The 25291-nt window shown below is 67.1% G+C and carries 26 protein-coding genes and 4 tRNA genes; 6 read left to right on the forward strand and 24 right to left on the reverse strand.

What is annotated here, in order from left to right:
- Nucleotides 1–375 precede the first annotated feature (375 nt).
- Together rplL and rplJ are read right to left on the reverse strand one after the other, a co-directional pair.
- Nucleotides 376–765, reverse strand: a complete 390-nt coding sequence (rplL, locus tag P3H15_RS28785; RefSeq protein WP_012688867.1) for a 50S ribosomal protein L7/L12 — start codon at nt 763–765, stop codon at nt 376–378.
- Between the two features lie 78 nt (nt 766–843).
- Entirely contained in the window at nt 844–1404 is a 561-nt protein-coding gene (rplJ, locus tag P3H15_RS28790) for a 50S ribosomal protein L10 (RefSeq protein WP_005252102.1), read from the reverse strand.
- A gap of 463 nt (nt 1405–1867) precedes the next feature.
- Here rplJ and P3H15_RS28795 point away from each other — a divergent pair, with 463 nt between their 5' ends.
- Nucleotides 1868–3487 carry an MFS transporter gene (locus tag P3H15_RS28795; RefSeq protein WP_276140359.1) on the forward strand — a complete coding sequence of 540 codons (1620 nt, stop codon included), beginning with the start codon at nt 1868–1870 and terminating at the stop codon, nt 3485–3487.
- Nucleotides 3488–3553: 66 nt separating this feature from the next.
- Here the strand turns inward: P3H15_RS28795 and rplA are convergent, their stop codons facing one another.
- From rplA to P3H15_RS28850, 11 genes are all read right to left on the reverse strand, one after another.
- Complete coding sequence (rplA, locus tag P3H15_RS28800; RefSeq protein WP_005252097.1) at nt 3554–4270, reverse strand: 50S ribosomal protein L1; 717 nt, start codon at nt 4268–4270, stop codon at nt 3554–3556.
- A 183-nt stretch (nt 4271–4453) separates the two neighbouring features.
- Complete coding sequence (rplK, locus tag P3H15_RS28805; protein ID WP_005252095.1) at nt 4454–4888, reverse strand: 50S ribosomal protein L11; 435 nt, start codon at nt 4886–4888, stop codon at nt 4454–4456.
- Between the two features lie 59 nt (nt 4889–4947).
- Nucleotides 4948–5832, reverse strand: a complete 885-nt coding sequence (gene nusG / locus P3H15_RS28810) for a transcription termination/antitermination protein NusG (RefSeq protein ID WP_276140360.1) — start codon at nt 5830–5832, stop codon at nt 4948–4950.
- 58 nt (nt 5833–5890) lie between these two features.
- Complete coding sequence (gene secE, locus P3H15_RS28815; protein WP_072940020.1) at nt 5891–6343, reverse strand: preprotein translocase subunit SecE; 453 nt, start codon at nt 6341–6343, stop codon at nt 5891–5893.
- Between the two features lie 31 nt (nt 6344–6374).
- A tRNA-Trp gene (locus P3H15_RS28820) sits at nt 6375–6447 on the reverse strand.
- Nucleotides 6448–6631: 184 nt separating this feature from the next.
- Nucleotides 6632–7057, reverse strand: coding sequence for a (3R)-hydroxyacyl-ACP dehydratase subunit HadB (hadB, locus tag P3H15_RS28825; RefSeq protein WP_005252091.1), 426 nt, complete (start codon nt 7055–7057; stop codon nt 6632–6634).
- Nucleotides 7044–7607, reverse strand: a complete 564-nt coding sequence (hadA, locus tag P3H15_RS28830; protein WP_043824409.1) for a (3R)-hydroxyacyl-ACP dehydratase subunit HadA — start codon at nt 7605–7607, stop codon at nt 7044–7046. The genes hadB and hadA overlap by 14 nt, the downstream gene beginning before the upstream one ends.
- 88 nt (nt 7608–7695) lie before the next feature.
- A complete protein-coding gene (gene rpmG, locus P3H15_RS28835; protein ID WP_005252089.1) occupies nt 7696–7863 on the reverse strand; it encodes a 50S ribosomal protein L33 in 168 nt (55 codons plus the stop codon).
- 61 nt (nt 7864–7924) lie between these two features.
- A tRNA-Met gene (locus tag P3H15_RS28840) sits at nt 7925–7997 on the reverse strand.
- A gap of 45 nt (nt 7998–8042) precedes the next feature.
- Nucleotides 8043–8115: transfer RNA gene (locus tag P3H15_RS28845), tRNA-Thr, on the reverse strand.
- Between the two features lie 237 nt (nt 8116–8352).
- Nucleotides 8353–8435, reverse strand: a tRNA-Tyr gene (locus P3H15_RS28850).
- 199 nt (nt 8436–8634) lie between these two features.
- Between P3H15_RS28850 and P3H15_RS28855 the strand changes: the two genes are divergently transcribed.
- Complete coding sequence (locus tag P3H15_RS28855) at nt 8635–9126, forward strand: YajQ family cyclic di-GMP-binding protein (RefSeq protein WP_007298080.1); 492 nt, start codon at nt 8635–8637, stop codon at nt 9124–9126.
- A gap of 68 nt (nt 9127–9194) precedes the next feature.
- Here P3H15_RS28855 and htpX read toward each other — a convergent pair whose 3' ends face one another.
- Nucleotides 9195–10055, reverse strand: a complete 861-nt coding sequence (htpX, locus tag P3H15_RS28860; protein WP_276140361.1) for a zinc metalloprotease HtpX — start codon at nt 10053–10055, stop codon at nt 9195–9197.
- 143 nt (nt 10056–10198) lie between these two features.
- Nucleotides 10199–11254 carry a polyprenyl synthetase family protein gene (locus P3H15_RS28865; RefSeq protein WP_276140362.1) on the reverse strand — a complete coding sequence of 352 codons (1056 nt, stop codon included), beginning with the start codon at nt 11252–11254 and terminating at the stop codon, nt 10199–10201.
- A 129-nt stretch (nt 11255–11383) separates the two neighbouring features.
- On the opposite strand from P3H15_RS28865, the gene P3H15_RS28870 reads away from it, so the two are divergent.
- Nucleotides 11384–12646, forward strand: a complete 1263-nt coding sequence (locus P3H15_RS28870) for a geranylgeranyl reductase family protein (RefSeq protein ID WP_276140363.1) — start codon at nt 11384–11386, stop codon at nt 12644–12646.
- A 3-nt stretch (nt 12647–12649) separates the two neighbouring features.
- On the opposite strand, the gene P3H15_RS28875 is transcribed toward P3H15_RS28870, so the two are convergent.
- The 5 genes from P3H15_RS28875 to menD all read right to left on the reverse strand — a co-directional run bounded on the left by P3H15_RS28875 (nt 12650) and on the right by menD (nt 18124).
- A complete protein-coding gene (locus P3H15_RS28875) occupies nt 12650–13348 on the reverse strand; it encodes a demethylmenaquinone methyltransferase (protein ID WP_009474673.1) in 699 nt (232 codons plus the stop codon).
- 62 nt (nt 13349–13410) lie between these two features.
- Nucleotides 13411–14787, reverse strand: a complete 1377-nt coding sequence (locus tag P3H15_RS28880) for an NAD-dependent succinate-semialdehyde dehydrogenase (protein WP_276140364.1) — start codon at nt 14785–14787, stop codon at nt 13411–13413.
- 56 nt (nt 14788–14843) lie between these two features.
- Entirely contained in the window at nt 14844–15989 is a 1146-nt protein-coding gene (locus P3H15_RS28885) for a glycosyltransferase family 1 protein (RefSeq protein ID WP_276140365.1), read from the reverse strand.
- A 72-nt stretch (nt 15990–16061) separates the two neighbouring features.
- Nucleotides 16062–16502: a DUF3592 domain-containing protein gene (locus P3H15_RS28890; protein ID WP_276140366.1), complete on the reverse strand. Its 441-nt coding sequence runs from the start codon at nt 16500–16502 to the stop codon at nt 16062–16064.
- A complete protein-coding gene (gene menD / locus P3H15_RS28895) occupies nt 16499–18124 on the reverse strand; it encodes a 2-succinyl-5-enolpyruvyl-6-hydroxy-3-cyclohexene-1-carboxylic-acid synthase (protein ID WP_276140367.1) in 1626 nt (541 codons plus the stop codon). The genes P3H15_RS28890 and menD overlap by 4 nt, the downstream gene beginning before the upstream one ends.
- Before the next feature lie 93 nt (nt 18125–18217).
- Here menD and P3H15_RS28900 point away from each other — a divergent pair, with 93 nt between their 5' ends.
- Together P3H15_RS28900 and P3H15_RS28905 are read left to right on the forward strand one after the other, a co-directional pair.
- The gene (locus P3H15_RS28900) at nt 18218–18814 is read left to right on the forward strand and encodes a flavin reductase family protein (protein WP_276140368.1); all 597 of its coding nucleotides are present in this window, start codon (nt 18218–18220) and stop codon (nt 18812–18814) included.
- Between the two features lie 60 nt (nt 18815–18874).
- Complete coding sequence (locus P3H15_RS28905; protein WP_276140369.1) at nt 18875–19702, forward strand: siderophore-interacting protein; 828 nt, start codon at nt 18875–18877, stop codon at nt 19700–19702.
- Between the two features lie 54 nt (nt 19703–19756).
- Here P3H15_RS28905 and P3H15_RS28910 read toward each other — a convergent pair whose 3' ends face one another.
- The 3 genes from P3H15_RS28910 to P3H15_RS28920 are packed head-to-tail and all read right to left on the reverse strand — an operon-like array spanning nt 19757 to nt 21907.
- Complete coding sequence (locus P3H15_RS28910; protein WP_072939989.1) at nt 19757–20203, reverse strand: hypothetical protein; 447 nt, start codon at nt 20201–20203, stop codon at nt 19757–19759.
- Between the two features lie 45 nt (nt 20204–20248).
- Entirely contained in the window at nt 20249–21250 is a 1002-nt protein-coding gene (locus P3H15_RS28915) for an o-succinylbenzoate synthase (RefSeq protein WP_276140370.1), read from the reverse strand.
- A 3-nt stretch (nt 21251–21253) separates the two neighbouring features.
- Nucleotides 21254–21907, reverse strand: coding sequence for a PaaI family thioesterase (locus P3H15_RS28920; protein ID WP_072939983.1), 654 nt, complete (start codon nt 21905–21907; stop codon nt 21254–21256).
- Between the two features lie 73 nt (nt 21908–21980).
- On the opposite strand from P3H15_RS28920, the gene P3H15_RS28925 reads away from it, so the two are divergent.
- On the forward strand, nt 21981–22874 hold the full coding sequence (locus P3H15_RS28925; RefSeq protein WP_072939980.1) for a 1,4-dihydroxy-2-naphthoyl-CoA synthase: 894 nt from the start codon (nt 21981–21983) through the stop codon (nt 22872–22874).
- A 58-nt stretch (nt 22875–22932) separates the two neighbouring features.
- On the opposite strand, the gene P3H15_RS28930 is transcribed toward P3H15_RS28925, so the two are convergent.
- On the reverse strand, nt 22933–25260 hold the full coding sequence (locus tag P3H15_RS28930) for an arylsulfatase (RefSeq protein ID WP_276140371.1): 2328 nt from the start codon (nt 25258–25260) through the stop codon (nt 22933–22935).
- Nucleotides 25261–25291: the final 31 nt, after the last annotated feature.

The raw sequence follows: 25291 nt of genomic DNA on the forward strand, positions 1-25291 counted from the left end.
GTGACGTCCTGCCAGATCCTCTGCGAGCCGAACGACTTGGTCAGTCCCTCGACGGCTACCTCGACTCCCACCATTACCTCCGCGACCGCTCGATGCACTCACCCCGTGTGGGTTGCGTCACTCTATCGCATCGACGTGTTACCTGTGACAAGGGATGCTACTCATGAGTAAGGAAGCATGCCAACAGCGGGTCCCACTATGCAAAACAACATGCCTGAACTGGGATAACGGTAGCGAAATTTTTGGTCGCACGTCCAGCTTTCGGCCAGGAATCTCGACACTCCGAAGCCCCTGCGGACGCAAAAAAGAGGGCCACTCCCCACGGATGGGGAGTGGCCCTCTTCGTCTGCTCAGTGAGCAGCGCGGGAGACCGTTTTACTTGACGGTGATCTTCGCGCCGGCAGCCTCGAGCTTCTCCTTGGCGGCGTCGGCCGCGTCCTTGGCAACCTTCTCCAGGATGGCCTTCGGAGCACCCTCGACGAGGTCCTTGGCTTCCTTCAGGCCGAGGCCGGAAACGACCTCACGGACGACCTTGATGACCTGGATCTTCTTGTCGCCGGCCGACTCGAGGACGACGTCGAACTCGTCCTGCTCCTCGGCAGCGTCGGCGCCGGCAGCAGCCGGGGCACCGGCAGCAGCAACGGCAACCGGAGCAGCCGCGGTGACCTCGAAGGTCTCCTCGAATGCCTTGACGAACTCCGAGAGCTCGAGGAGGGTGAGCTCCTTGAACTGGTCCAACAACTCTTCGGTGCTGAGCTTCGCCATTGTGGCGGTCCTTCCTGTAAGTCCCATGTCGCTGATCCGCGACCGGGCGGGGTTATAGCAGTGATGCGCGGGTGCGGATCAGCTTTCGGCTGCAGCCTCGGCGGGAGCTTCGGCAGCTCCGCCTTCTGCGGCCTTCTTTTCCTGCAGAGCAGCGGCCAGACGGGCCACCTGCGAAGCAGGAGCGTTGAACAGGCCTGCGGCCTTTGCCAAGTTGCCCTTCATCGCGCCGGCAAGCTTGGCCAACAGGATCTCGCGGGACTCGAGGTCCGCGATCTTGTTGACCTCGTCCACGGACAGCGCAGCGCCGTCCATGTAGCCGCCCTTGATGATGAGCGCCTTGTTGTCCTTAGCGAAGTTCTTCAGAGCCTTCGCAGCATCGACGGGCTCGCCCTTGATGAATGCAATGGCGGTCGGACCGACGAAAAGGTCATCAAGGCCCTCGACGCCCGCCTCAGCAGCGGCACGCTTGACCAGGGTGTTCTTGGCGACGGAGTAGGTGGCACCTTCTCCGAGAGCGCGTCGCAGTGTCGTGATGTTGCCCACCGTCAGACCACGGTATTCCGTGATCACAGCAGCGGTCGAACCCTTGAACTGCTCGGTGATCTCCGCAACTGCGGAAACCTTCTCAGGCTTTGCCATACTTCGCCTCCTCTCATGACAGTCGTTATCCCACTTCGGAACCGCTGCGCACCGCCAGGTATCCCGGAGCGCACAATCCACGACATGCAAAACGCCCCGGTGCAGGGCACACGGGGCGTGAAAGGAAGCCATTCGGCCAAGGCGCGAGCCCACGACCGAAACGCATCCCCCTACCTCGTCCTCCTGCGTGGGCCGCCGGACATTCCCGGACTTTCAATCACACCCTTGCGGGAGCGATCACCAACGGTCTTGGGTAGAACATGATTTGGGGTGAAGCTCGAATAGTGCATCGAACTCCGCAGGACAGATTACGGCATGCCCTGCTCAACCGCCAAATCGCAGCCGGGTCCTGGCGTCGAGGCGTGACCGGCATCACCTTCCGGGCGGAGCTGTGACCCATCGGACCCACACTGCGGCCAATTATCTGTTACGTCACGTAACAGGTATGAGTTAGCTTTTTCTCATGACAATCCTCGAAGCCCGAGCCGTCGTGACCGGGTCCCGGACGCGCCGCTTCCTCGCGCTCGCCGTGATCTGCCTGGCCGAACTGCTGGTCGTGCTCGACAACACCATCGTCAACGTCGCTCTCCCCTCGATCGGCGTCGAACTCCGCACCAGCGTCAGCGGCCTGCAATGGGTCGTCGACGCCTACACACTGACGTTCGCCGGCCTGCTCCTGGCGTTCGGCAACCTCGGCGACCGCTACGGGCGCCGACGCGTCATGGTCATCGGCCTGATCGGCGTCGCCGTCATGTCGATCGCGGGCGCCAACGCCGAGAGTCTGGGCCAGGTTATCGCGGCCCGCGCCGCGATGGGTGTCTTCGCCGCCGCCGTCTTCCCCGCGACCCTCGCCCTCGTCATCAACATCTTCACCGACGTGCGGGAACGAGCGCTCGCCATCGCCGCCTGGACCGCGATGGCCGGATTCGCGATCGCTATCGGCCCGATGGCCGGTGGGTGGCTGCTCGAGCACTTCAGCTGGCACTCCGTCTTCTGGATCAATGTGCCGATCGCAGTAGTCGCGGCGATTGCGACGCTCATGTCGGTGCCGGAATCGCGTGCCTCCGTCATCGGGCGCATGGACCTCCTCGGCATCGCAGCCTCGATCACCGGCATCACCGTCCTCGTGTGGGCGATCATCGAAGCCCCTCACCACGGGTGGACGTCGGCCGTCACCGCAGGCTCCGTCGCGCTGTCGATCGCGGTACTGACCGGATTCGTCTTCTGGGAGTTGCGCACCGACAACCCCGTTCTCGACTTGCGACTGTTCCGCAACCGACGGTTCTCCCTGCCCGCCCTCGCGATCGCCATCGGATACTTCTCGATGTTCGGTTTCCTGTTCCTCATCACGCAGTACTTCCAGGGTGTCCGCGAGTACACGCCGTTCGAGTTCGGTGTCGCCTCGCTGCCGTTCGCGGTGTCGGTGGCGGTCGGCGCCCCGATCGCCACACTGCTGGCGCAGCGGGTCGGGACCACCCCGGTGATCGTGTTCGGTCTCCTCCTGACCGGGGTCGGTCTGTACCTCGGGGGTCAGGTTGCCGTCGACAGCAGTTACCTGACGGACGTGCTCCCGTCGATGGTGTCGATGGCGCTGGGCCTGGCCATCGTGCAGGGGCCGGCAACCGAGTCGATCATGGCGTCGCTGCCACTCGACGAGGCCGGAGCGGGGTCGGCCGTGAACGACACGACCAGGGAAATCGGAGGAACGCTCGGGGTCGCCGTGCTCGGATCGATCGTCGCGTCGTACTACGCGACGACGATGAGTCCACTGCTCGACCGCATTCCGGCCGCATTGATGAACGACGACGAGAAGGGTTTCGCGGGCGCCACGGTCCTGAGTGTGCTCGAGATCCGCAAGCGCGAGATCCCGCCGTTCCTCGAGCAGCAGCGTGAGAATCTCATCCTCACCATGAAGACAACGGTCCTGCAGGGTTCGCACACCGCATCGCTCGTCGCGGCGGGCGCCGTCGTGGTCTGCGCGGTCGTCGTCGCGATCTTCATGCCCTGGGCGCCTGCCCGCACGGACTCCGTGATGCTGGCGTGGCGGAAGAAGACCGAGCCGGAGACCGCCGACGAGAACTGAACCCGGAAAAAGCAGTTCGGCCGGTACGGAAGATTTCCGTACCGGCCGAACTGTGTGTAGCGAGACTTACGCGTCGGCATCCTCGAGAAGGTTGCGGGTGCGGTTCGGGTCCACCGGGATGCCCGGGCCGGTGGTGGTCGAAACGGTGACCTTCTTGACGTAGCGGCCCTTCGCGGAGGACGGCTTCGCACGCAGGATCTCGTCCAGCGCGGCGCCGTAGTTCTCCACCAGCTTGGCGTCGTCGAACGATGCCTTGCCGATCACGAAGTGCAGGTTGGCCTGCTTGTCGACGCGGAAGTTGATCTTTCCGCCCTTGATGTCCGCGACGGCCTTCGTGACGTCAGCCGTCACGGTGCCGGTCTTCGGGTTCGGCATCAGGCCACGCGGTCCGAGGACGCGGGCGATGCGGCCGACCTTGGCCATCTGATCGGGAGTCGCGATAGCGGCGTCGAAATCGAGCCATCCACCCTGGATCCGCTCGATGAGGTCCTCGGCGCCGACGGCGTCGGCTCCAGCTGCCTCGGCCTCGGCGGCCTTCTCTCCGACTGCGAACACGATGACGCGGGCGGTCTTACCGGTGCCGTGCGGCAGGTTGACCGTGCCGCGAACCATCTGGTCCGCCTTGCGGGGGTCGACGCCCAGACGGACTGCAACCTCGACGGTCGCATCCATCTTGCTCGACGACGTCTCCTTCGCCAGCTTCGCAGCCTGCAGCGGGCTGTACAGCTTGTCGAAGTCGATCTTCTCAGCGGCGGCGAGATACGCCTTGCTGCGCTTTGCCATTTCTTCTGTCCTAACTTCTCACCGCAGTGTGTGTCTTGTCTGCGGTGGTGAATGGTTCAGTAGTGGTCTGGGCCTGGCCGGCCCTCCCACGCTTTCTTCGACGGCGGTGCCGTCAATCGATCCTCGACGGCGGTGCCGTCAATCGATCCTCGACGGCGGTGCCGTCAATCGATCAGGGCTGACTCAGCCGTCGACCGTGATACCCATCGAGCGTGCGGTGCCGGCGATGATCTTCGCGGCCTGCTCGATGTCGTTCGCGTTGAGGTCTTCCTGCTTGGTCTTCGCGATTTCGCGCACCTGATCCATGGTCACGGAAGCGACCTTGGTCTTGTGCGGCTCGCCGGAGCCCTTCTGCACGCCTGCAGCCTTGAGCAGCAGCTTGGCAGCCGGAGGGGTCTTCAGCTTGAAATCGAAGGTCCGGTCTTCGTAGACCGAGATCTCGACCGGCACCACGTTGCCGCGCTGGGACTCAGTCGCCGCGTTGTAGGCCTTGCAGAACTCCATGATGTTCACGCCGTGCTGACCAAGCGCGGGACCCACGGGCGGTGCAGGGTTAGCCTGACCGGCCTGGATCTGAAGCTTGATGAGCCCTGCGAGCTTCTTCTTCTTGGGGGGCATCTCGATTTCCTAATTCTTGCTGGGTGTGTTTCTTGCTACTGCAGTGCAAGTATGTGGCGCTAGATCTTCGCGACCTGCGTGAAGGACAACTCGACCGGGGTCTCGCGACCGAAGATCGAGACCAGGACCTTGAGCTTCTGCTGCTCGGCGTTGACCTCGCTGATGCTGGCGGGCAGCGTGGCGAACGGGCCGTCCATGACGGTGACCGACTCGCCGACCTCGAAGTCGACCTCGATGAGCGGCTTCGCGAAGGTCTCTCCGCCGGTCTCGCCGGCCGAGACGGTCGCCGCGGCGGCCTGCTTCTTCTGCTCCTGCTGCGGGAGCAGGAACTTGATCACCTCGTTGAGGGTCAGCGGGGACGGACGCGACGTCGCACCGACGAATCCGGTGACGCCGGGCGTGTTGCGCACGGCTCCCCAGGACTCGTCGTTGAGGTCCATGCGGACGAGGATGTAGCCGGGCAGAACCTTGCGGTTGACCTGCTTGCGCTGTCCGTTCTTGATCTCGGTGACCTCTTCGGTGGGAACTTCCACCTGGAAGATGTAGTCGCCGACGTCGAGGTTCTGGACACGGGTCTCGAGGTTGGCCTTGACCTTGTTCTCGTAGCCCGCGTAGGAGTGAATGACGTACCAGTCACCGGGTGCGCGACGCAGCGCGGCCTTGAGTTCCGCAACGGGATCCTCGGGCTCTTCGGCGGTCACAGCCTCTTCAGCGGTCACGGCCTCCGTGTCGGCTTCAGCTTCTTCGTCGGCTTCAGCCTCGTCGGCAGGCGCCTCGTCCTCGATGATCTCGTCGGCCGGGGCGTCGTCGGCGACGTCGTCACCGAAGAATTCCGCGGCTTCGGTGCCCTCGTCGGCAGCCTCGACATCCACTTCGGCTGCCGCCTCGGCAGAAACACGCTCTTCGGCCAAGGCCTCATTCGTGTCGTTCTCGGGGGTGCTCACTGGGGCACTCGCTTCCTCTCGTCACTCACATACTTCGGATCCACCGGGGCGGATTCCGTCAACCGAACAACCAGGTGACGCCCTTGATGACCGCCAGATCCAACACGCCGATGAACGTCACCATGAACACCACGAATGCCAGGACGACGCTGGTGTAGGTGATCATCTGCTTGCGATTGGGCCAGATGACCTTGCGCAGCTCGGCGATGACCTCGCGGAAGAACCGGCGCAGGCGCTTGAAGATGTTTTCCTTGCGCGGCTTGTCGGCGCGATCCTTCTTCGCCGGCTTGACCTTGGTGGTCGTGTCCGACTTCGACTGTTCCGGTGCCTTCACGGAACTCGCGGCGACCTCGGTGCCTGCCGGAGAACGACGGCCCTGGCGCTTACCGCTGGGCTTTCCCGAGGGAGTGGCGGAACGCGTGGTGGTGGCGTCGGCCGCGGTGTCGTCGGCACCGTCCGGGCGCGTGGACCCTGAAGTGTCGCCGTCGCGCTTGGCGCGCTCCTCGCTCACGTCGTTCCTCTCAGTCGCTGGCATCCGGGGGCAGGGGCGACAGGACTTGAACCTGCAACCTGCGGTTTTGGAGACCGCTGCTCTGCCAGTTGAGCTACGCCCCTTTGGCCGGGAGAGCTGGTCCGAATCTAGCCTCGGACCAATTCTTGACCGACCTCTCTGTGATTACATGACACGCGCGCCACCCTTGCCGGCCGTAGAGCACCGTAGGGCAGCGCGCAGCGCTGAGTAATCCCAGAAATCTCAGTGTACTTCAAAGCCCCGGAACAAACCCAATCCACCCGGCTGTCAGGCCAGACGGACCGTTGCGGTGGCGCGACCGAAGATCTTCTTTCCCTCGGAACGCGCCACGATCGCGACTACTGCTGTCTTGCTTTCTTCGTCGAGCGACTTCACCTTACCGGTGTACTCGACCTGCGCGGCCTCGTCCTCACGGACGTAGACCGAGCTCGTGAAACGAACGTTGTATTCCTTGACCGCACCCGGATCGCCGAGCCACGACGTGACGAAACCGCCGCCGAGACCCATGGTGAGCATTCCGTGCGCGATCACGTTGTCCAGACCGGCGAGCTTGACGACCTCGTCGCTCCAGTGGATCGGGTTCGGATCGCCGGACACGCCCGCGTAGTTGACGAGGTCGCCACGCGTGAGCTTCACGATGCGCTCGGGGAGTTCCTCACCCACCGAGACGTCCTCGAACTTACGAAGCGCCATGCATGATCACGTCCTTGACTGCGTGAGCGATGTTCTCGTCGACCTCGCCACCGGTACGCGCGACCAGCGTCGTCCACGTGGTCTGGACGAGTTCGTCGTACTGATCGGTGACGATGTTCTTGGTGACGATGATGTCGCTGCCACCCATCTGGCGGAACGACTCCAGGTAGACGTCACAGACCAGCCGGTCGCCGACCTTGATCGGCTTGTGGAACTCGAGTCGCTGGTCGGTCTGGAGGATCTGACTCGGGTCGTAGCCGGTGACGATCTCCTTGAAGAGGCGTCCCTGAGCGATGATGCCGACGAGCGAGATGAACGTCAGAGGAGCGAGGAGACCGTCGTAGCCGAGGCCCTTGGCGGCTTCCTCGTCGTGGTGAGCGGGGTGCCAGTCCTGCACGGCACGCGCGTACTCGCGCACCTTCTCGCGTCCGACCTCGTAGAAGTCGTCGACCCGGTAGTGGTGCCCGACCATCGCCAGTGCGTGCGCGGCAGGATCAGCAGGAACAGCCGCGGGCACGTAGGCCTCTGTCTCTGTCACAGTGTCAGTCACGCGAAAGAACCTCTTCTACCCTTGACGTCAGCGCGTGAGGGCAGCCTAGAGGACTCCCTTCGCGAACGCAGTCCTTGTCCGGACCGTGTTACTTGGACTCGCGATGCGACTGGTGAGTTCCGCAGTTCGGGCAGAACTTCTTGATCTCCAGGCGATCGGGGTCGTTACGCCGATTCTTCTTGGTGATGTAGTTGCGGTGCTTGCATACCTCGCAGGCCAAAGTGATCTTGGGCCGAACGTCAGTCGAGGAGGCCACGGGATGCCTTCTTTCGGGTGAATCTGATTACGAACAATCAGGGTGGATCATGCATATTGTGTAGCGGTGACCGGACTTGAACCGGCGACGCAACGATTATGAGTCGTTTGCTCTACCAACTGAGCTACACCGCCTCGGTGTCGAGTGTCGCGCACCAGGCGCTCCACTTCAATCCAGCGAGCCCCCTAACGGAATCGAACCGTTGACCTTTTCCTTACCATGGAAACGCTCTGCCGACTGAGCTAAGGGGGCGTGCTTCGCTCGCACATCGCTGCGCGCTGAAGCCTTGACGAGATTACACAGAAGTTCCGACCAGAAACAAATTGGCTGGTCAGCGGCTTTCGTAAGTCGCTGCACCCGACACTACGCGTCTCCGGCCCGGTCCGGGCCGGGTTGGCGGGCCCGGTACCCGTCTCACCCACCAACGGCCCGGTCTCACCCACGAACGACAGAACCCCGGTGAGCTGTCGCTCACCGGGGTTCTGTGTGTGGCAGATGTAGGATTCGAACCTACGTAGGCATAAGCCGACGGATTTACAGTCCGCTCCCATTGGCCGCTCGGGCAATCTGCCGGGGTTGCACGAGGAGCGCGAAATCTGTGGGAAATCGCTCTCCGCTGCGAAAAGAAGAATACAACGAACGGCCCCCCGTTTTGCAAACCGGGTGGATACGGGCGGTTGCGAACCGATAGCGTCGAATCTGCTCGCCGGCATTCGGCGGGTCCCCGGCCGGGTCGCGGCGGGGAGAACTAGACGAAACCGGGAGTGTGAAGTGGCTGATTCGTCCTTCGATGTGGTGAGCAAGGTCGAGCGTCAAGAGGTGGACAACGCCCTGCATCAGGCCGGCAAGGAACTGTCGACCCGGTTCGACTTCCGGAACACGGGAGCATCGATCGAATGGTCAGGCGAGGAAACCATCACCCTGACGGCCGACACGGAGGAGCGACTGCTCGCCGCCCTGGACGTCTTCAAGGAGAAGCTGATCCGGCGTGACATCTCCCTGAAGGCGTTCGACGCGGGCGAGCCGGCGCAGTCCGGGAAGATCTACAAGCTGTCCGGCAGCCTCGTCCAGGGCATTACCACGGAGAACGCCAAGAAGATCACCAAGAAGATCCGCGACGAGGGCCCCAAGGGCGTCAAGGCGCAGATCCAGGGTGACGAGCTGCGCGTGAGCAGCAAGAAGCGCGACGACCTGCAGGCCGTCATCTCCCTGCTGAAGGGTGAGGACTTCGGGATCGCGCTGCAGTTCGTGAACTACCGGTAGGCGCGCCGCGCCCGTGAGTGGTTGACGAGTGCAGGGACTCGTCAACCACTCACGGGCGGCGAAGCCGCCTACCTGCCTGCCATGCGCTCGAGACGCTCGATCCGCTCGGCCATCGGCGGGTGGGTGGAGAACATCCGGCTCATCTTCTCGCCGGTGCGGAACGGGTTGGCGATCATCAGGTGCGACTGCGCGGCGAGCTGAGGCTCCGGCGGCAGCGGCGCGGCCTGCGTGCCACGTTCCAGCTTCCGTAGCGCCGACGCCAGCGCCAGGGGGTCGCCCGTGAGTTCGGCGCCCGACTGGTCGGCCTGGAACTCCCGGGACCGCGAGACCGCGAGCTTGACGACGGTCGCGGCGATGGGCCCCAGCAGCGACACCAGGAGCAGCGCGATCGGGTTCGCGCCCTGTCCCCCGCCGCGGCCGCCGAACATGTTGGCGAACATGGCGAAGTTCGCGAGTCCCGACACGACGGCCGCCATCGCGCCTGCGACCGACGAGATCAGGATGTCGCGGTTGTAGACGTGCGACAGCTCGTGCCCGAGCACGGCCCGGAGCTCCCGCTCGTCGAGGATCTGCAGGATGCCGCTGGTGCAGCAGACCGCCGCGTGGCGGGGGCTGCGCCCGGTGGCGAACGCGTTGGGCGCGCTGGTGGGGCTGATGTAGAGCCGCGGCATCGGCTGGTGCGCGGTGGTCGCCAGTTCCCGGACGATGCGGTAGATGACCGGCGCCTGCACCTCGGTGATCGGCTGGGCATGCATGGCCTTGAGCGCCAGCTTGTCGCTGTTGAAGTACACGTACGCGTTCATGCCGACCGCGAACACGATGGCCAGCAGCAGGATGGTCGGGTTCCGGAACAGGGCGCCGATGAACACGATCAGCGCCGACATGCCGACCAACAGAACCAGAGTCTTCGCCCCGTTTGCGTAGCGCACGTCACGCCTTCCTTGTCGTTGTCACCCGATCACGGTCGTCCTTGTTTCGAGATCTTGACCATTCAACGAAACACGGTGGCGGGACGGTTCCCGTTCGGCGAACGAGATCGGGTGAAGACGAGTCCGGGTACTGACGATACGGCTCAGCCGACGCGCTCGATCGTGTAATCGACGAGCTTCACGAGGGCGTCGTTGGCCGGGCCCTGCGGCAGTTCGGCGAGCTGGGCGCGGGCCTGGACCGCGAACTCCTCGAGCTTCGCCTTGGCGGCGGCCATGCCGGGTGAGCGTTCGAGGAGGGCGAGCGCCTCCGCGACGTCGTCGTCGTTGGTGACGGGGCCGTCGAGGAGCACGCGCAGGCGGTCGGCCTCGGGCCCCTCGTCGCGCAGCGCGTACAGGACGGGCAGCGTGTGCACGCCCTCGCGCAGGTCGGTTCCGGGGGTCTTGCCGGACTGCGCGGAGACCGACGAGATGTCGATGATGTCGTCGGAGATCTGGAAGGCGGTGCCCACGGCGTCACCGAGCCGTTCGAGCCGCTTCACGTGGTCGGCGTCCGCACCGGAGAACGTGCCGCCAAAGCGCCCGGACGCCGCGATCAGCGAACCGGTCTTCTCCCAGACCACCTTGAGGTAGTGCTCGACCGGATCCTGCTCGCCGCGGAGCCCGATCGTCTCGCGCATCTGGCCGGTCACGAGTTCGGCGAACGTCTCGGCGATGATGCGCACCGCCTCGGGGCCGAGGGTCGACACGAGACGCGACGCGTGGGCGAACAGGTAGTCGCCGGCGAGGATGGCGACACTGTTGCCCCACCGCGAGTTCGCGCTGGGCGCACCGCGGCGCATCGAGGCCTCGTCCATCACGTCATCGTGGTACAGGGTGGCGAGGTGGACCAGTTCGACGACGGTGGCCGCCGTGACCACCGACGGGTCGGAGGCCTTCGGTCCGAGCTGGGCGGTGAGCACCGTGAAGAGGGGGCGGAAACGCTTGCCTCCCGCCTTTGCGAGATGCAATGCCGCCTCCGTCAGAAAATCCTCCCCGTCGGAGAGTTCACTGACCAGCAGTTCCTCGACTTGCTTCAGTCCTTCACGGACCGTGGCGGCGAGCTGCGGGTCGCCGAGATCGATCCCGGCGACCGTAGTGCCCACTACAGCGTCGGCAGCGGTGTGTGCTGCGCCCTCGGTGCTCACGTTCTCAGTACCCATTCCTGTCGTCAGTGACGGCGCGGCTCCGCGCCGTCGGTGGCGGCTCGGCTACCACGGTAGTGAACCTAGCGGTTCCGCCGCCCGTCGGCCTCGCCGCGGTCGTGTAGCGAAGCCTGACAGGATGTAGGCGTGGTCGCAGCAGAACAGTCGCCCGCGGGATTCCCGCTTCCCACCGCCACCGACGTCCTCGTCATCGGTGCTGGTCCGGCCGGGTCCTCGGCCGCCGCCTGGGCGGCGCGCGCAGGGCGTGACGTGGTCCTCGCCGACGCGGCGGTGTTTCCCCGCGACAAGACGTGTGGCGACGGACTCACCCCCCGCGCCGTCGCCGAGCTCGATCATCTCGGCCTCGGCGACTGGGTGCGGTCGAAGGGCACCAATCGCGGGCTGAGGCTCAGCGGGTTCGGGCAGGAGCTCGAACTCGAGTGGCCCGGCAGGTCGTTCCCGGCCGTCGGCAGCGCCGTGGCCCGCACCGAGCTGGACGACCGGATCCGCGAGACCGCCGTCGACGCCGGCGCCGTCATGGTGCAGGGCGCCAAGGCAATCGGCGTCGAACGCCGCGGTGACCGGGTGACGGCGGTGACCCTGAGAACCGCCGACGGAACCCACACCGTCGGCTGCCGGACGCTGATCGTCGCCGACGGCGTTCGCTCCACCCTCGGCAAGCAGCTGGGTCGCGAATGGCACCGGGACACGGCGTACGGTGTGGCCGCGCGCGCCTACATCGCCACCGACCGCAGCGCCGACCCGTGGATCACGTCCCACCTCGAACTGCGGGACGCCGCCGGGACGCTGCAGTCGGGCTACGGCTGGGTGTTCCCCCTGGGCACCGGCGAGGTGAACATCGGCGTCGGCACCCTGGCCACCGCCAAACGTCCGGCCCCGGGCGCGCTTCGCCCCCTCCTGGACCTGTACACGGCGCAGCGCCGCGAAGAGTGGAACTGGGACGGGGAACTGCGGGCCGTCGCGTCGGCGTTGCTGCCGATGGGCGGAGCAGTGTCGCACATCGCGGGCCGGAACTGGGCGATCATCGGCGACGCCGCGGCGTGCGTGAATCCGCTGAACGGCGAGGGCATCGACTACGGGCTCGAAGGCGGGCGCCTCGTCGCGGAGGTCCTCGACGACGACGACCTGACGCGGCTGTGGCCGTCGATCCTGCGGGAGCGGTACGGCCGGGCGTTCTCCGTGGCACGGCGCCTAGCCGGACTCCTGACCGTGCCGCGGGTCCTGCCCGCGTCCGGCCCCGTGGCGATGCGGTCCCGCGCGCTGATGACCGTCGCGGTGCGCGTGATGGGCAACCTCGTCACCGAGGAAGACAGCGACCTCACCGCCCGCGCGTGGCGGGCCTCCGGCCTGGTGTCGCAGAAGGTCGACTCGCGACCGCTGTTCGACTGACGGTCAGCGGGTGGCGCGGTGCAGCGCGACCACTCCGCCGGTGAGGTTGCGCCACTGCACGTTCCGCCACCCGGCCGCCTCGATGCGCAGCGCGAGTTCCTGCTGGGTGGGCCAGGCGCGGATGGACTCGGCGAGGTACACGTAGGCGTCGGGGTTGCTACTGACGGCGCGCGCGACCCGCGGCAGCGCCCTCATCAGGTACTCCATGTAGACCGTGCGGAACGGCCCGAACACCGGCGTCGAGAACTCGCTCACGACGAGACGCCCACCGGGCTTGGTGACCCGGGCGATCTCGCGGAGGCCGGCGTCGAAATCGGAGACGTTGCGCAGCCCGAAGGAGATGGTGGCGGCGTCGAACACGGCGTCGGCGTAGGGCAGATGCATCGCGTCGCCCGCGACCATCGGCACGTGGCGGCCGCTGCCTGCCTGCAGCATCCCCTTGGAGAAATCGGTGGCCACGCACCAGGCGCCCGACCGTCCGAGTTCGACGGTCGACACCCCGGTCCCGGCGGCGAGGTCGAGAACCCGTTCCCCCGGCTTCAGGGCCAGAGCCGAGCGCGTCGCCTTGCGCCAGCTTCGATCCTGGCCGAACGACAGGATCGTGTTGGTGAGGTCGTAGCGCTTCGCGACGCCGTCGAACATCGACGCGACCTCGTGCGGATCCTTTTCGAGCGACGCCCGCGAACCGTGTGTAGTTGCCACGCCCGAAACGCTACCAACCGTGCCCGGCACCGCCGTCGGCGCCGGGCACGGTGGCGGGGTGGTCACTTCTTCGAGACGCGGACCAGCTTCTTGTTGACGAACTCGTCCATTCCCCACGGACCGAGTTCACGGCCGACGCCGGAGCGTTTGACGCCGCCGAACGGCAAGCCGGGGAGCGTCGTGCCGTGCTCGTTGACGTACGCCATTCCGACGTCGAGCCGGTCGGCCACCTCGCGGGCCCCGTCGAGGTCGCTGCTCCACACCGACCCGCTGAGACCGTAGGCGGAGGAGTTGGCGAGTTCGACGGCCTCGTCGGCGGTGGCGACCTTGTAGACGACGCCGACCGGCCCGAACAGTTCCTCGCTGTATGCGCGCATCTCGGGGGTCACGTCGACGAGCAGCGTCGGTTCGACGTACGAGCCGGGACCGTCGATCTTCTTCCCGCCCGCGAGGAGCGTCGCGCCCTTGGCGACGGCGTCCTCGATCTGCTCGATGAGGGAATCCGCCGCGGTCTGCGACGACAGCGGCCCGAGGACGGTCTTGGCGTCGAGCGGATCGCCCGTCGGTGTGGCCTTGAACGACTCGGCGAGTTTCGCGACGAACTCGTCGTAGTTCGGTTCCGTCACGATGAACCGCTTCGGCGAGTTGCAGGCCTGGCCGGCGTTGGACAGGCGGGCCCGGGTCGCCGTCTTGACAGTGGCGTCCATGTCCTCGGTGTCGAGGACGACGAACACGTCGGAACCGCCGAGTTCGAGGACGACCTTCTTGAGGTTGCGGCCCGCCGTCTCGGCGACGCTGATCCCGGCCCGTTCACTGCCGGTGAGGGAGACGCCCTGGACACGCGGATCCGCGATCATGTCGGCGATCTGCTCGTTGGTGGCGAACACGTTGACGTACGCGTCCTCGGGGAGGCCGGCCTGCCGGAAGATCTCCTCCATCAGCAGCGCCGACTGCGGACAGTTCGGGGCGTGCTTGAGCAGCACGGTGTTGCCGAGCACGAGGTTCGGGGCCGCGAAGCGGGCGACCTGGTAGTACGGGTAGTTCCACGGCATCACGCCGACGAGCGCACCGATCGGCCTGCGGTAGACGACGGATTCGTCGGCGCCGGGCACGTCGAGCCGTTCCGCCTCCAGCAGTGCGGGACCGTTGTCGGCGTAGTAGCGGTAGATCGCCGAGGACAGCTTGACCTCGCCTTTGGCCTCCCGGACGGGCTTGCCCATCTCGAGCGCGATCATCCGCGCCAGTTCGTCCTCGCGCTCGGCGTAGAGGTCCGCGGTCCGGCCCAGAATCCTGGCTCGTTCCTCAGCGGGTATCGTCCGCCAGCTCAGGTATCCGCTGTGGGCGCGTGCGAGCGCCGACTCCACTCCCGCATCGTCCAAGGTCTCGAATTCCCGGACGGTGTCACCGGTCGCGGGATTGACAGTCTTGTACTTCGCCATACCCCGGCCAACGACGAGCCGGTCGCTCGAATTCCCCGCCGACGCCGAGCCGCCGGTCAGGCGGCTCGGGTTTCGCGAAAGCCCTGACCGCCGGCGACCGCCGCATAGTGGCCCAGCAGCTCGTCGCAGATCGCGGGCCACGTGCGGTGCAGCACCGACTGCCGGGCGGCCTCCCCGAAGCGGGCCCGCATGCGACGGTCGCGCAGCGCGTCGACGGCGCTCGGCAGCAGTTCACCGAACCGGTCGACCGGGAGCAGATAGCCGTTGCGGCAGTGCGCGACGAGATCGCGGGGTCCACCGGCGTCCGGTCCGATCACCGGCACCCCGCTGGACAGTGCCTCCTGCACCGCCTGGCAGAACGTCTCGTGCTCGCCGGGGTGGACGAAGACGTCCAGGCTCGCGTAGGCCTCGGCGAGCTCCGCACCGCCGAGTTGGCCGGTGAAGACCGCGTCGGGCATCAACCGCTGCAGGCGGCTCCGCTCGGGACCGTCGCCGACGATCACCAGCCGGACCCGCTGGTCGCCCGCCAGCGCGGCCAGCCGCTCGACGTGTTTCTCGGGCGCGAGCCTGCCCACGAAACCGACGACCAGCCGGTCGGAGCCGTCCAGCCAGGCGTCGCGCAGGCCGGTGCTGCGGCGGGACGGCGCGAATCGAGTGGTCTCCACACCGCGCGCCCAGCGGTGGACCCTCGGAATCCGCTGCTCGGCCAGGGCCTCGACCGCCGACGTGGACGGCGCGAGGGTGCGCGTGCAGCCCCGGTGGATGCGCCGCGTCCAGGCCCACGCCGCCCGGCTGGTGATGCCGAGGCCGTAGCTTTCGGCGAACCCCGCCACGTCCGTCTGGTACACCGCGACCGTGGGGACGTCGAGCCGGTGCGCCGCACCGAGCCCGCCCGCCCCGAGGAGGAACGGCGATGCCAGGTGCACGACGTCGGGGTCGAACGCCCGCAGCGCGGCGGTGAGCCCGGGTTGCGGCAGACCCACCGGCAGCGAACTGACCCTGGGGACCATCACCGCGGGCACCCGGTGGACGGGCACACCGTCGTGATCGGCCGGCGCCGGTGCCTGCGATCCCACCGTGTCCGGGGCGACGACCATCGCCTGGTGTCCGGTGCGCTGCAGATGGTCGAGGACCCGCAGCACCGAGTTGGTCACACCGTTCATGTTGGGAAGAAACGATTCCGCGACGATGGCTACTCTCACGCGCTCAGCGTGGCAGTGCTCGTGGTCACAGCAGCGAGATCGACGTGACCGTCGCGCGAAGTTCCGGGAAATTCAGGATGACACTGCCGGCGCGGACTCCGCCGGGATCTCGCGGCGCCGGAGATACCAGAGCACCGGTCCCGCGATCAGCCACGTCACCACGATCAGCGAACCGGCGGGGATCACGGCCACGCTGGCGTCGCGCCCGGACACGCGCACCAGGTCGGGGTCGCTGCGCGCGTACTCGACGTCGATCCGCTGACCCACCGTGAGGTTGGTCGGGTACAACACACCGAGTTCGGGGTTGTGCGTCACGCCGTCCGGGGTGACGAAGCTGATGGCCGACCGCAACGACCCCGCCGACAGCACCTCCGCCGTGGCCACGCCGCGGTCGGATTGGATGGTGTGGTCGTTGCGCCAGGCGGCGAGGACGAGGAGCACGGCCAGGATCGAGATGCCGATCGCCGCTACCAGCACCCCGCGCCGGACCCGCCGCGTCACCCGGGCATTCACAGTTGTGCCCGCACCGCGGCGTGCAGTTCGCGCAGCCCGGAACGTTCGGTGGTCACCTCGAGCACCCGGATTCCGCGGTCGCCGGGCGCGTCGGGCGTGCTCAGCCGCGTCGACAGCTCACCCACCCCCACCAGGTGATGCTCCACCCGGTAGGCGGCGCAGAGTGCGGCGAGATCCATCCCGTGCGGAGTGCCGAAGACCCGCTCGAACACCCCGGCGTACTGCGGATCGCCCTGTTCGAGCAATTCGAAGATCCCGCCGCCGTCGTCGTTGGCGACGACGATCGTCAGGTCCCGGGGCCGCGGTTCGCCCGAGCCGATGAGCAGCCCGGACGCGTCGTGCAGGAACGTGAGGTCGCCGAGCAGGGCCACCGTGCGTCCCTCCTCGTAGGCGAGCGCCGCCCCGACGGCGGCGGACACGGTGCCGTCGATGCCGGCGACACCCCGGTTGGACAGCACCCGGACCTTCGGCGCCGGATAGCTGACCAATGCGGCGTCCCTGACGGGGTTGGACGCGCCGAGCAGCAACTGGTCGCCGTCGGTCAGCGCGTCCATGACGGCAGCGGCCACATGGAGGCCCGTCGCCTTCGGGTGGGCGGCGAGTTGCGCGCGCACCGCCTTGTCGGTGTGCTCGGACAGCGTGCGGCACCGGTTGATCCAGGCCCGGTCGGGTTCACCGGTCACCACCGCGCGGGTTCCGGTGGCCAGCACGTTCCCGGACACGTCGGGCCAGCGGGGGCCGGTCGTGAGCGCGTAGACGGCCACCGCCGGATCGGCGAGGACCTTCGACACGGACCGGTGCAGGGTGGGGCGTCCGGTGATGACGGCCTGCCGCGGCTTGAGCTGCGGCAGCGCCATCGGATGCACCGGGATGCCGTGCAGGGGCGCGGTCGGCTCGGCGACCGTCGGAAGTCCGGCGAGTTCCGGCCGCAGCGCCGATCCGTGCCCGGAGATCACGATGGTGTCCGCGGTGATGTCGAGGTCCATCGCCACGTCGAGCGTCGCGTGCTGGGTGGTGGTCCACGCCGCCCCACCCGGCCGTCCCTGCGGAATGGGGCCCTGCGCGTGGACGTCGGGGACGAGCGGTTCCCGGAGCGGGATGTCGAAGTGCACGGGCCCGGCGTTGCCCGACCTCGTGCCGCGCGCCGCGGCGAGGACCCGGCAGACCGCCGAACGCCACTGGCTGTTCTGCGCGGCGTCGTCCTCGGCCAGGCCGAGGCTGACGGTCGCGCGCACCTGGCTTCCGAACAGGCCGAGTTGCTCGATGGTCTGGTTGGCGCCGGTGCCGAGCATCTCGTACGGGCGGTTGGCGCTGAGCACGACGAGCGGCACCCGGGCGTAGTTGGCCTCGAGGACGGCGGGACCGAGATTGGCGACCGCGGTGCCGGACGTCATGACGATCGGAACGGGACGCTTGCCTGCCACGGCCAGGCCGAGGGCGAGGAATCCCGCGGTGCGCTCGTCGATGCGCATGTGCAGACGCAGACGGCCCTCGAGGTCGGCGGCCTGCAGCGCGAACGCCAGCGGCGCATTCCGCGAACCCGGGCAGAGCACGACCTCGCGTACTCCCCCGCGGACCAGTTCGTCGACGACCGCGGTGGCTTGAGCAGTGGACGGGTTCACGCCATCAAGAGTGTCAGATACTCCGGCACCCCCGTCCGGCGACCTGGCCGGGTGAGTTCACGGCCACATTCCGGGCGCTGACACCATGTGGGCATGCGCACTCTCTTCGATCCCGCCGAGCTACCTCCACGCCGCATCTACCAGGTGCTGACCGCCTCGGTGGTGCCGCGACCGATCGCGTGGGTGTCCACGGTCTCGGCAGACGGGGTGGCCAACCTGGCCCCGTACAGCTTCTTCTCGGTGTCCAGCACGCAGCCGCCGGTGGTTCAGTTCACGTCCGTCACCCGCAAGGACAGCCTCCGGAACATCGAGGCGACGGGTGAGTTCGTGATCAACCTGGCGACGGAGCCCCTGGTGGCGGCGGTCAACGCCAGTTCCGCCACCTACCACAGTGATGTCGACGAGTTCGCGGCGCTGGGCATCGAGACCGAGCCCAGCGAGCGGGTCCGGCCGGTCCGGGTCGCGGGTTCGCCGGTCGCCATCGAATGCACCCTGCACGGGGTGACCCCGGTCGGCGACTCGTTCGTGGTGATGGGCGACGTCGTCACGATCGCGGTGCGTCCCGAGGCACTCGCCGACGACGGGCTTCCGGACTTCACCGAACTCGCTCCGCTCAGCCGCCTCGGCCGCAACGAGTGGGGTCTGCCGCCGAAGGTCGTGATGCTGGACCGCCCGCACCGCCCCGAATGACGGATCAATTGGTTAGGCTTACCTGATAACCGCACCGCAACCGGGGGAGCTACCCACGACATGGCCCAGCGCAGCAAGTTCGTCAAACCTCAGAGTCGCCGGATCGCGTCCGCACGAGTGGTCGCCGGCAAGCAGATCAGCCCGAACTTCGTCCGCGTCACCATCGCGGGTGAGGAACTCGACTCCGTCAGCCCCATGGGCTTCGACCAGTGGTTCCGGATGTTCATCCCCCAGCGGGGTCAGAGCACCCTGCGGCTACCGACCAGCGCGAGCAACCTCTGGTACGCCCAGTACAAGCTGATGTCCAAGGACACCCGGCCGGTGGTGCGCAACTACACGGTCCGCGAGCTCCGCGTCGCAGGGTCGGGAGCGTTCGGCGACGTCACCGAGATCGACATCGACTTCGCCTCGCACGGCGACCTCGGTCCCGCATCGGCGTGGGCGAACGCGGCCGCGGCCGGTGACGAGGTGGCGATCCTCGACGAGGGCCTGATCTACAACCCGACTCCGGACGCCGAGTGGCAGCTGCTGGTCGGGGACGAGAGCGCGCTTCCCGCAATCGTCGGGACCCTGCGTTCGGCACCACAGGACCTGCGGGCCGAGGTTTTCGTCGAGATTCCCGATGCCGAAGACGCTCAAAACGTTTCGGTGGGTGACGGCGTGAACGTGCACTGGCTGGTCCGCGAGGACGCCGACGCCCGACCGGGGGTGCTCGCACTGAACACGGTGAAGCAGGCGGAATTGCCCGCCGGGCCCTCCTACACGTTCGTCGCAGGCGAGAGCGAGCTGACGACGGCGTTACGGCGCCACCTCGTGAACGAGCGCCGCATCCCGAAGTCGAACATCTCGTTCACCGGGTACTGGCGCTTCGGTCACGCGGCCAACTGACCACAGGTGAGTGGCAAAGAGTGCCGGGGCACGCTTTGCCACTCACCTGGGTTCTCAGTTGGCGTGCTTCTGGACGAGGGCGCCCAGACGCGGAAGTGCCTCGATCACATTCTTCTTCGCCGACGGGCGCAGCGACGAGTACACCTTCTTGACAGCGCCGCGGTCGCTGCCCTCGATGCGCTCGTCGGTCACACCGAGCAGCGAGTCCGCGACCTCGTCGCTGCGTGCGACCAGGTACTCGGAGAATCCGGCCTCACCGCTGGCGGTGAACGACTGCCAGTACGGCTCGAGCTTGGTGACGAACGCCGGCAGCAGACCCTCGATGGCGTCCGGCACGATCGACGGTCCCACCTTCTTGACGGCGCCGTATCCACCCTTGAGTGCCAGTCCCGAGGCCCCCGACTTGTCCGAAACCTCCGCGTCGATGAGAGCCTGGACGTCTGCGACGACCGCAGGAACGCGCGACTCGTCGAGCAGGGTTTCGTTCAGAGCTGCAACCACTTTCAATGCCTCCGTATTGACTGAGCGATCAGGTCCGGCCAGACACTATACGAAAAACCGACCACCGCGTTGTTCGAGCAGGCCATGGCACCGGCGCGCCCGCTCGATCCACCAGCGTGAACGCTCCTCCGACGCGGCGAGAGCCGTGACACGGTCGACGTCGGGTGCCACCGCCTCGACGGCGAGTTCGCCGTCGACGGGTTCACGGGAGCGGGCCACGTCCGCCTCGAACAGTCCCCCGGTACCGAGGCCGCACGCGAACTCCAACTCCGGGAGGGCCGCGGCGGCGGCGACACCGGCAGCGATGCCGACGGCGGTGTCCAGGGCGCTCGACACGACCACCGGCACACCGTGCGAGGACAACTCGTCGGCGAGCGACAGCAGTCGCCGCATCCCGCCGAGCGGGGCGACCTTCACGACGGCCACGTCCGCGCCGCCTGCCCGCACGACCTTCAGCGGATCCTCGGCCCGCCGGATACTCTCGTCGGCGGCCACCCGAACGTCGGGCATCCGCCTGCGGACCTCCACCAGCTCGGGCACGCTCGCGCACGGCTGCTCGGCGTATTCGAGCGGACCGTCGGCGGTCAGTGCCCGCAGCGCAGCCTCGGCCTCGTCGACCGACCAGCCGCCGTTGGCGTCGACACGCACGTTCGGGACGAGCGCGCGGACCGCCCGCACCCGCGCGACGTCGTCGTCGAGGGTCTGACCGCCTTCGGCCACTTTCACTTTCGCGGTCCGTGCGCCGGGGTACCGCGCGAGCACATCGGGCACCCGAGCGGCGTCGACGGCGGGGACGGTCGCGTTGATCGGCACCCGCGTTCGCACCGCGGGCGGCGGTCCGAACCAGGCGTCCTCGATCGCCGACTGCAACCAGTGCGCCGCCTCGTCGTCCGCGTATTCGGGAAACGGTGCGAACTCGCCCCATCCCGCGGGACCGCGCAGCAGCACTGCTTCTCGCGTCGTGATGCCGCGGAACCGCACGCGCATGGGCAGACTCACCACGACCGCGTCGGCCAGAACCTCCCCGAGCGAGGGCAGGGACGTCACGGGTCAGGGCTGCCCGGGCAGGAGCACCAGCATGAGCGCCTCGCATTCGGCAAGGAGCGTCTCACCGTGTGTCATCCGGGCGGTGATGTACGTCTTGCGCCCGTCGACGCGATCCACCTTCCCTTCGATGGCGAGCGTGGTGTTCAGCGGTGTGATCGCGCGGTAGTCGACGTGGAGGTACGCGGTGCGGCTGATGGGCCGGCCGTACGCGTGGACGATCATGCCCATCAGGTCGTCGAACAGCAGCGGCAGCGTGCCGCCGTGCGCGGCGCCGTTCCCCCCGAGGTGGTAGCGGCGGAACATTCCGGTGCTTCGCACCCCGTCGGGCCCGAACTTCTCGATGTTCCACGGCGGCAGAAGGAGACTCCCCCTGCCGGGCAGTTCGATCGTGCGGCCCGCCGGCGACCGCCCCTCGGGCGCGACGTGCGGCCCGAGCAGTTCGGCCAGTTTCTCCACCTGGTCCGCGGCCGCGGCGAGCACGTCGTCCGGGGCGTCCACGGACACCGCGAGGTCCTGCAACGTGCGCATTCCGTCGACGAACCGGGCCCAGTCGGGACCGGGCGTCACAGGCTCGTACTTGGGGAACCCGCCGTGGTGCTCGTACTCGTCGTCGCCGTCGTAATCGAGACGGGTGACGTCCGCAGCCTGTTCGCTCATACCTGCACGGTAAACCCGGGCAAACTCCTGCGCGCGCGGACACCCGCCAACGGCACCCGATAACCTCGGAGCCGTGACTTTCAACCCGCAGCACTGGCGACCGGTTCCCGGTTTCGAGAACCTGACCGACATCACGTACCACCGGCATGTCACCCAGGGAATCGTCCGGGTGGCGTTCGACCGTCCCGAAGTACGCAACGCCTTCCGCCCGCACACCGTCGACGAGTTGTACCGGGCGCTCGACCACGCCCGGATGACGTCCGACGTGGGTGCCGTGTTGCTCACCGGCAACGGCCCGAGCCCCAAGGACGAGGGCTGGGCGTTCTGCTCCGGCGGCGACCAGCGCATCCGCGGACGCAGCGGATACCAGTATGCGGAAGGCGAAACCGCGGACACCGTCGACAAGGCGCGCGCGGGACGACTCCACATCCTCGAGGTCCAGCGACTGATCCGGTTCATGCCGAAGGTCGTCATCTGCCTCGTCAACGGCTGGGCCGCGGGCGGCGGTCACAGCCTGCACGTCGTGTGCGACCTGACGCTCGCCAGCCGCGAACACGCCCGGTTCAAGCAGACCGACGCCGACGTCGGCAGCTTCGACGGCGGCTACGGCAGCGCCTACCTCGCCAAAATGGTCGGCCAGAAGTTCGCCCGCGAAATCTTCTTCCTCGGTGAGACGTACACCGCGGAGGAAATGCATCAGATGGGCGCCGTCAACAAGGTCGTCGACCATGCCGAACTCGAGGACGTCGCGATCGACTGGGCCACCAAGATCAACGGCAAGTCCCCGCAGGCGCAGCGCATGCTCAAATACGCGTTCAACCTGCAGGACGACGGCCTCGTCGGGCAGCAATTGTTCGCCGGCGAGGCAACCCGCATGGCGTACATGACCGACGAGGCGGTCGAGGGCCGCGACTCCTTCCTCGAGAAGCGCGAACCCGACTGGAAGCCGTACCCCTGGTACTTCTGACGCGACCCACGTCTAATTTCTGACGCGACCCGCATCTAATTTCTGACGTGACCCGCATCTACGTGTACTCGACCGACATGCGGTCGATCGTGCCGTTGAACGGGAACGGCGCCCGGTCGTAGTAGTCCAGCGACACCGGGGAACCGAGGCAGGTGCCGACGTCGAGGCAGTCGTTGGCTGTGAACAGCAACGGCACACTCACCGGCACCTGCCCCTCCCCGACGACACTGCCGTCGACGCAGAGCTTCACGTTCAGCGGGCCACCGGGCCTCGCCTCCACGAATTCCGTGACCACCTCCACCTTTCGCGTGCCCGGCGGGAGCGGCACGGTCGAACGAATCTTCGTCCGCATCAGGATGAACAGGTTGTATTCGTAACAGAGGTAGCCGTCGTCGACGAAGCACGTCAGCCCGCCCGCGTTGCTTCCCAGTGCGTACAGCACTCCGCTCGGGCTCTCCGGCGCGGTGAGGTCGAGGGTGACCCGGTTGTTCTTGTTGCCCAGACCGGGAGCGCAGAACTCGGGCATGCGGATCGTGTCGCCGGAGAACTCCCAGCTCGTGTACGGCGTCGTGATCCGCTGCTCGGGATGCAGTGCGACCACCCACAGCCCGCCACCGACGGGGAGCGCATTGTTCTTCGCTGCCTCGATCGCGAACAGTTCCCGCAGTTGCGCCAACTTCTCCGGATGCTGCTCGGCGAGATCCCGGTTCTGGGTCCAGTCCTCGTCCAGGTTGTAGAGCTCCCACACGTCGTCGTCCGGACTCCAGTCGCGGATGCCGCCCGGCATACCCGCCGCCCAGGGTGCGCGCGGCCCGAACGCGGATGCCATCCAGCCGTCGTGGTAGATCGCCCGGCTGCCCATGATCTCGAAGTACTGGGTGAGCTTCCCGCCGGAGGCATCGCGGTCGACGAGCGTCTGCGCGAAGTCGGCGCCGTCGATCGGGTCCTGCGGAACACCGTTCACCGTCCGCGGCGGAGTGATCCCGACGATGTCGAACAGCGTCGGCATCACATCGTTGCAGTGCAGGAAATGCGTGCGGGGTGCCGGGTCCGGTGTCACCTTCGCCGGCCACCGGGCGACCATCGGGTTGCGGGTGCCACCGAGATGGGAGGCCAGCAGTTTCATCCCCTTGTACGGTGCGCTGCCCGCCCACGCCCAGCCCGCGTGATACATGTTGTCGGTCTTCGGCGATCCCAGGACGTCGAGGCCACCGAGCTCCTCGAGCGCAGCGATGTGCTGCGCCGGGGTGGTCGGAATGCCGTTCTGCGCCAACAGTTCGCTGATCGTGCCGTTCTGGCCCTCACCGGACGAGCCGTTGTCGCCCCATATGTACAGGACCAGGGTGTCGTCCCGGTACCCCAGGCGGTCCAGTTCGTCGAACAGCCTGCCCACCTGGACGTCACAGTGCTCGGCGTACCCGGCGGCCACCTCCATCAGCCGGCGCTGGAACGGTTTCTCGTCCTCGGGGATGTCGTCCCACGCCGCCATGGTCGGGTCGCGGTCGGTCAGCTCCGCCTCGGGGGGAATCCAGCCCTTCTCCTTCGCCCTGGTGAAGACCCGCTCCCGGTACGCGTCCCAGCCGTCGTCGAACTTCCCGGCGTACTTGTCGGCCCACGGCTTCATGATGTGGTGCGGTCCGTGCAGGCAGCCACTGGCCCAGTACATGAAGAACGGCTTGTCCGCCTCGAACGCCTTGTGCCTGCGCAGCCAGGCGATCGCGTCGTCCGCGAGATCCTCGCTGAGGTGATAGCCCTGCTCCGGGGTCTTCGGGGGCAGCACCACCGTCGTGTTCCGCACCAGGTTCGGTTCGTACTGCGACGCCTCGCCGGCGAGAAAACCGTAGAAGTACTCGAACCCGAGACCGGTCGGCCAGTTGTCGAACGGACCTGCTGCGGTGGTCTCCTCGGCGGGAGTGTTGTGCCATTTCCCGAATGCGGCGGTGCTGTAGCCGTACTGGCGCAGCACCTCGGCCCCCGTCGCGCTCGACCGCGGGATGTGGCCGGAGTAGCCGTCCCAGTCGTTGGCCAGCTCCGCGATCTGCCCGTTCCCGACGCGGTGATGGTTGCGCCCGGTCAGCAGCGACGCACGGGTCGGCGAACACATTGCGGTCGTATGGAATCGGTTGTAGCCGACACCGTCCTGCAGCATCGCGTCGAGCGTCGGCGTGTTCACCTCACCTCCGAGCCCGCTCGGCAGGCCCGGCCCGGCGTCGTCGATGAGGACGATCAGAATGTTCGGGGCGTCGTCGTGGAGGCGCCGCTCCTTGGGACTCGGGCTGTACACCGACTCCTGCATGGTCCGGCCCGCGATGCTTCCCGACGGCGTCGGCGGGAACGGTAACGCCTCGCCACCCGGTATCGGCTTCCCTGTCACGCTCGAACTCATGGCCCAATCCCCTCGTCGTCCACAGCCGTCA

The organism is Rhodococcus sp. T2V (assembly GCF_029269925.1).
Classification (GTDB): Bacteria; Actinomycetota; Actinomycetes; order Mycobacteriales; family Mycobacteriaceae; genus Rhodococcus_F; species Rhodococcus_F koreensis.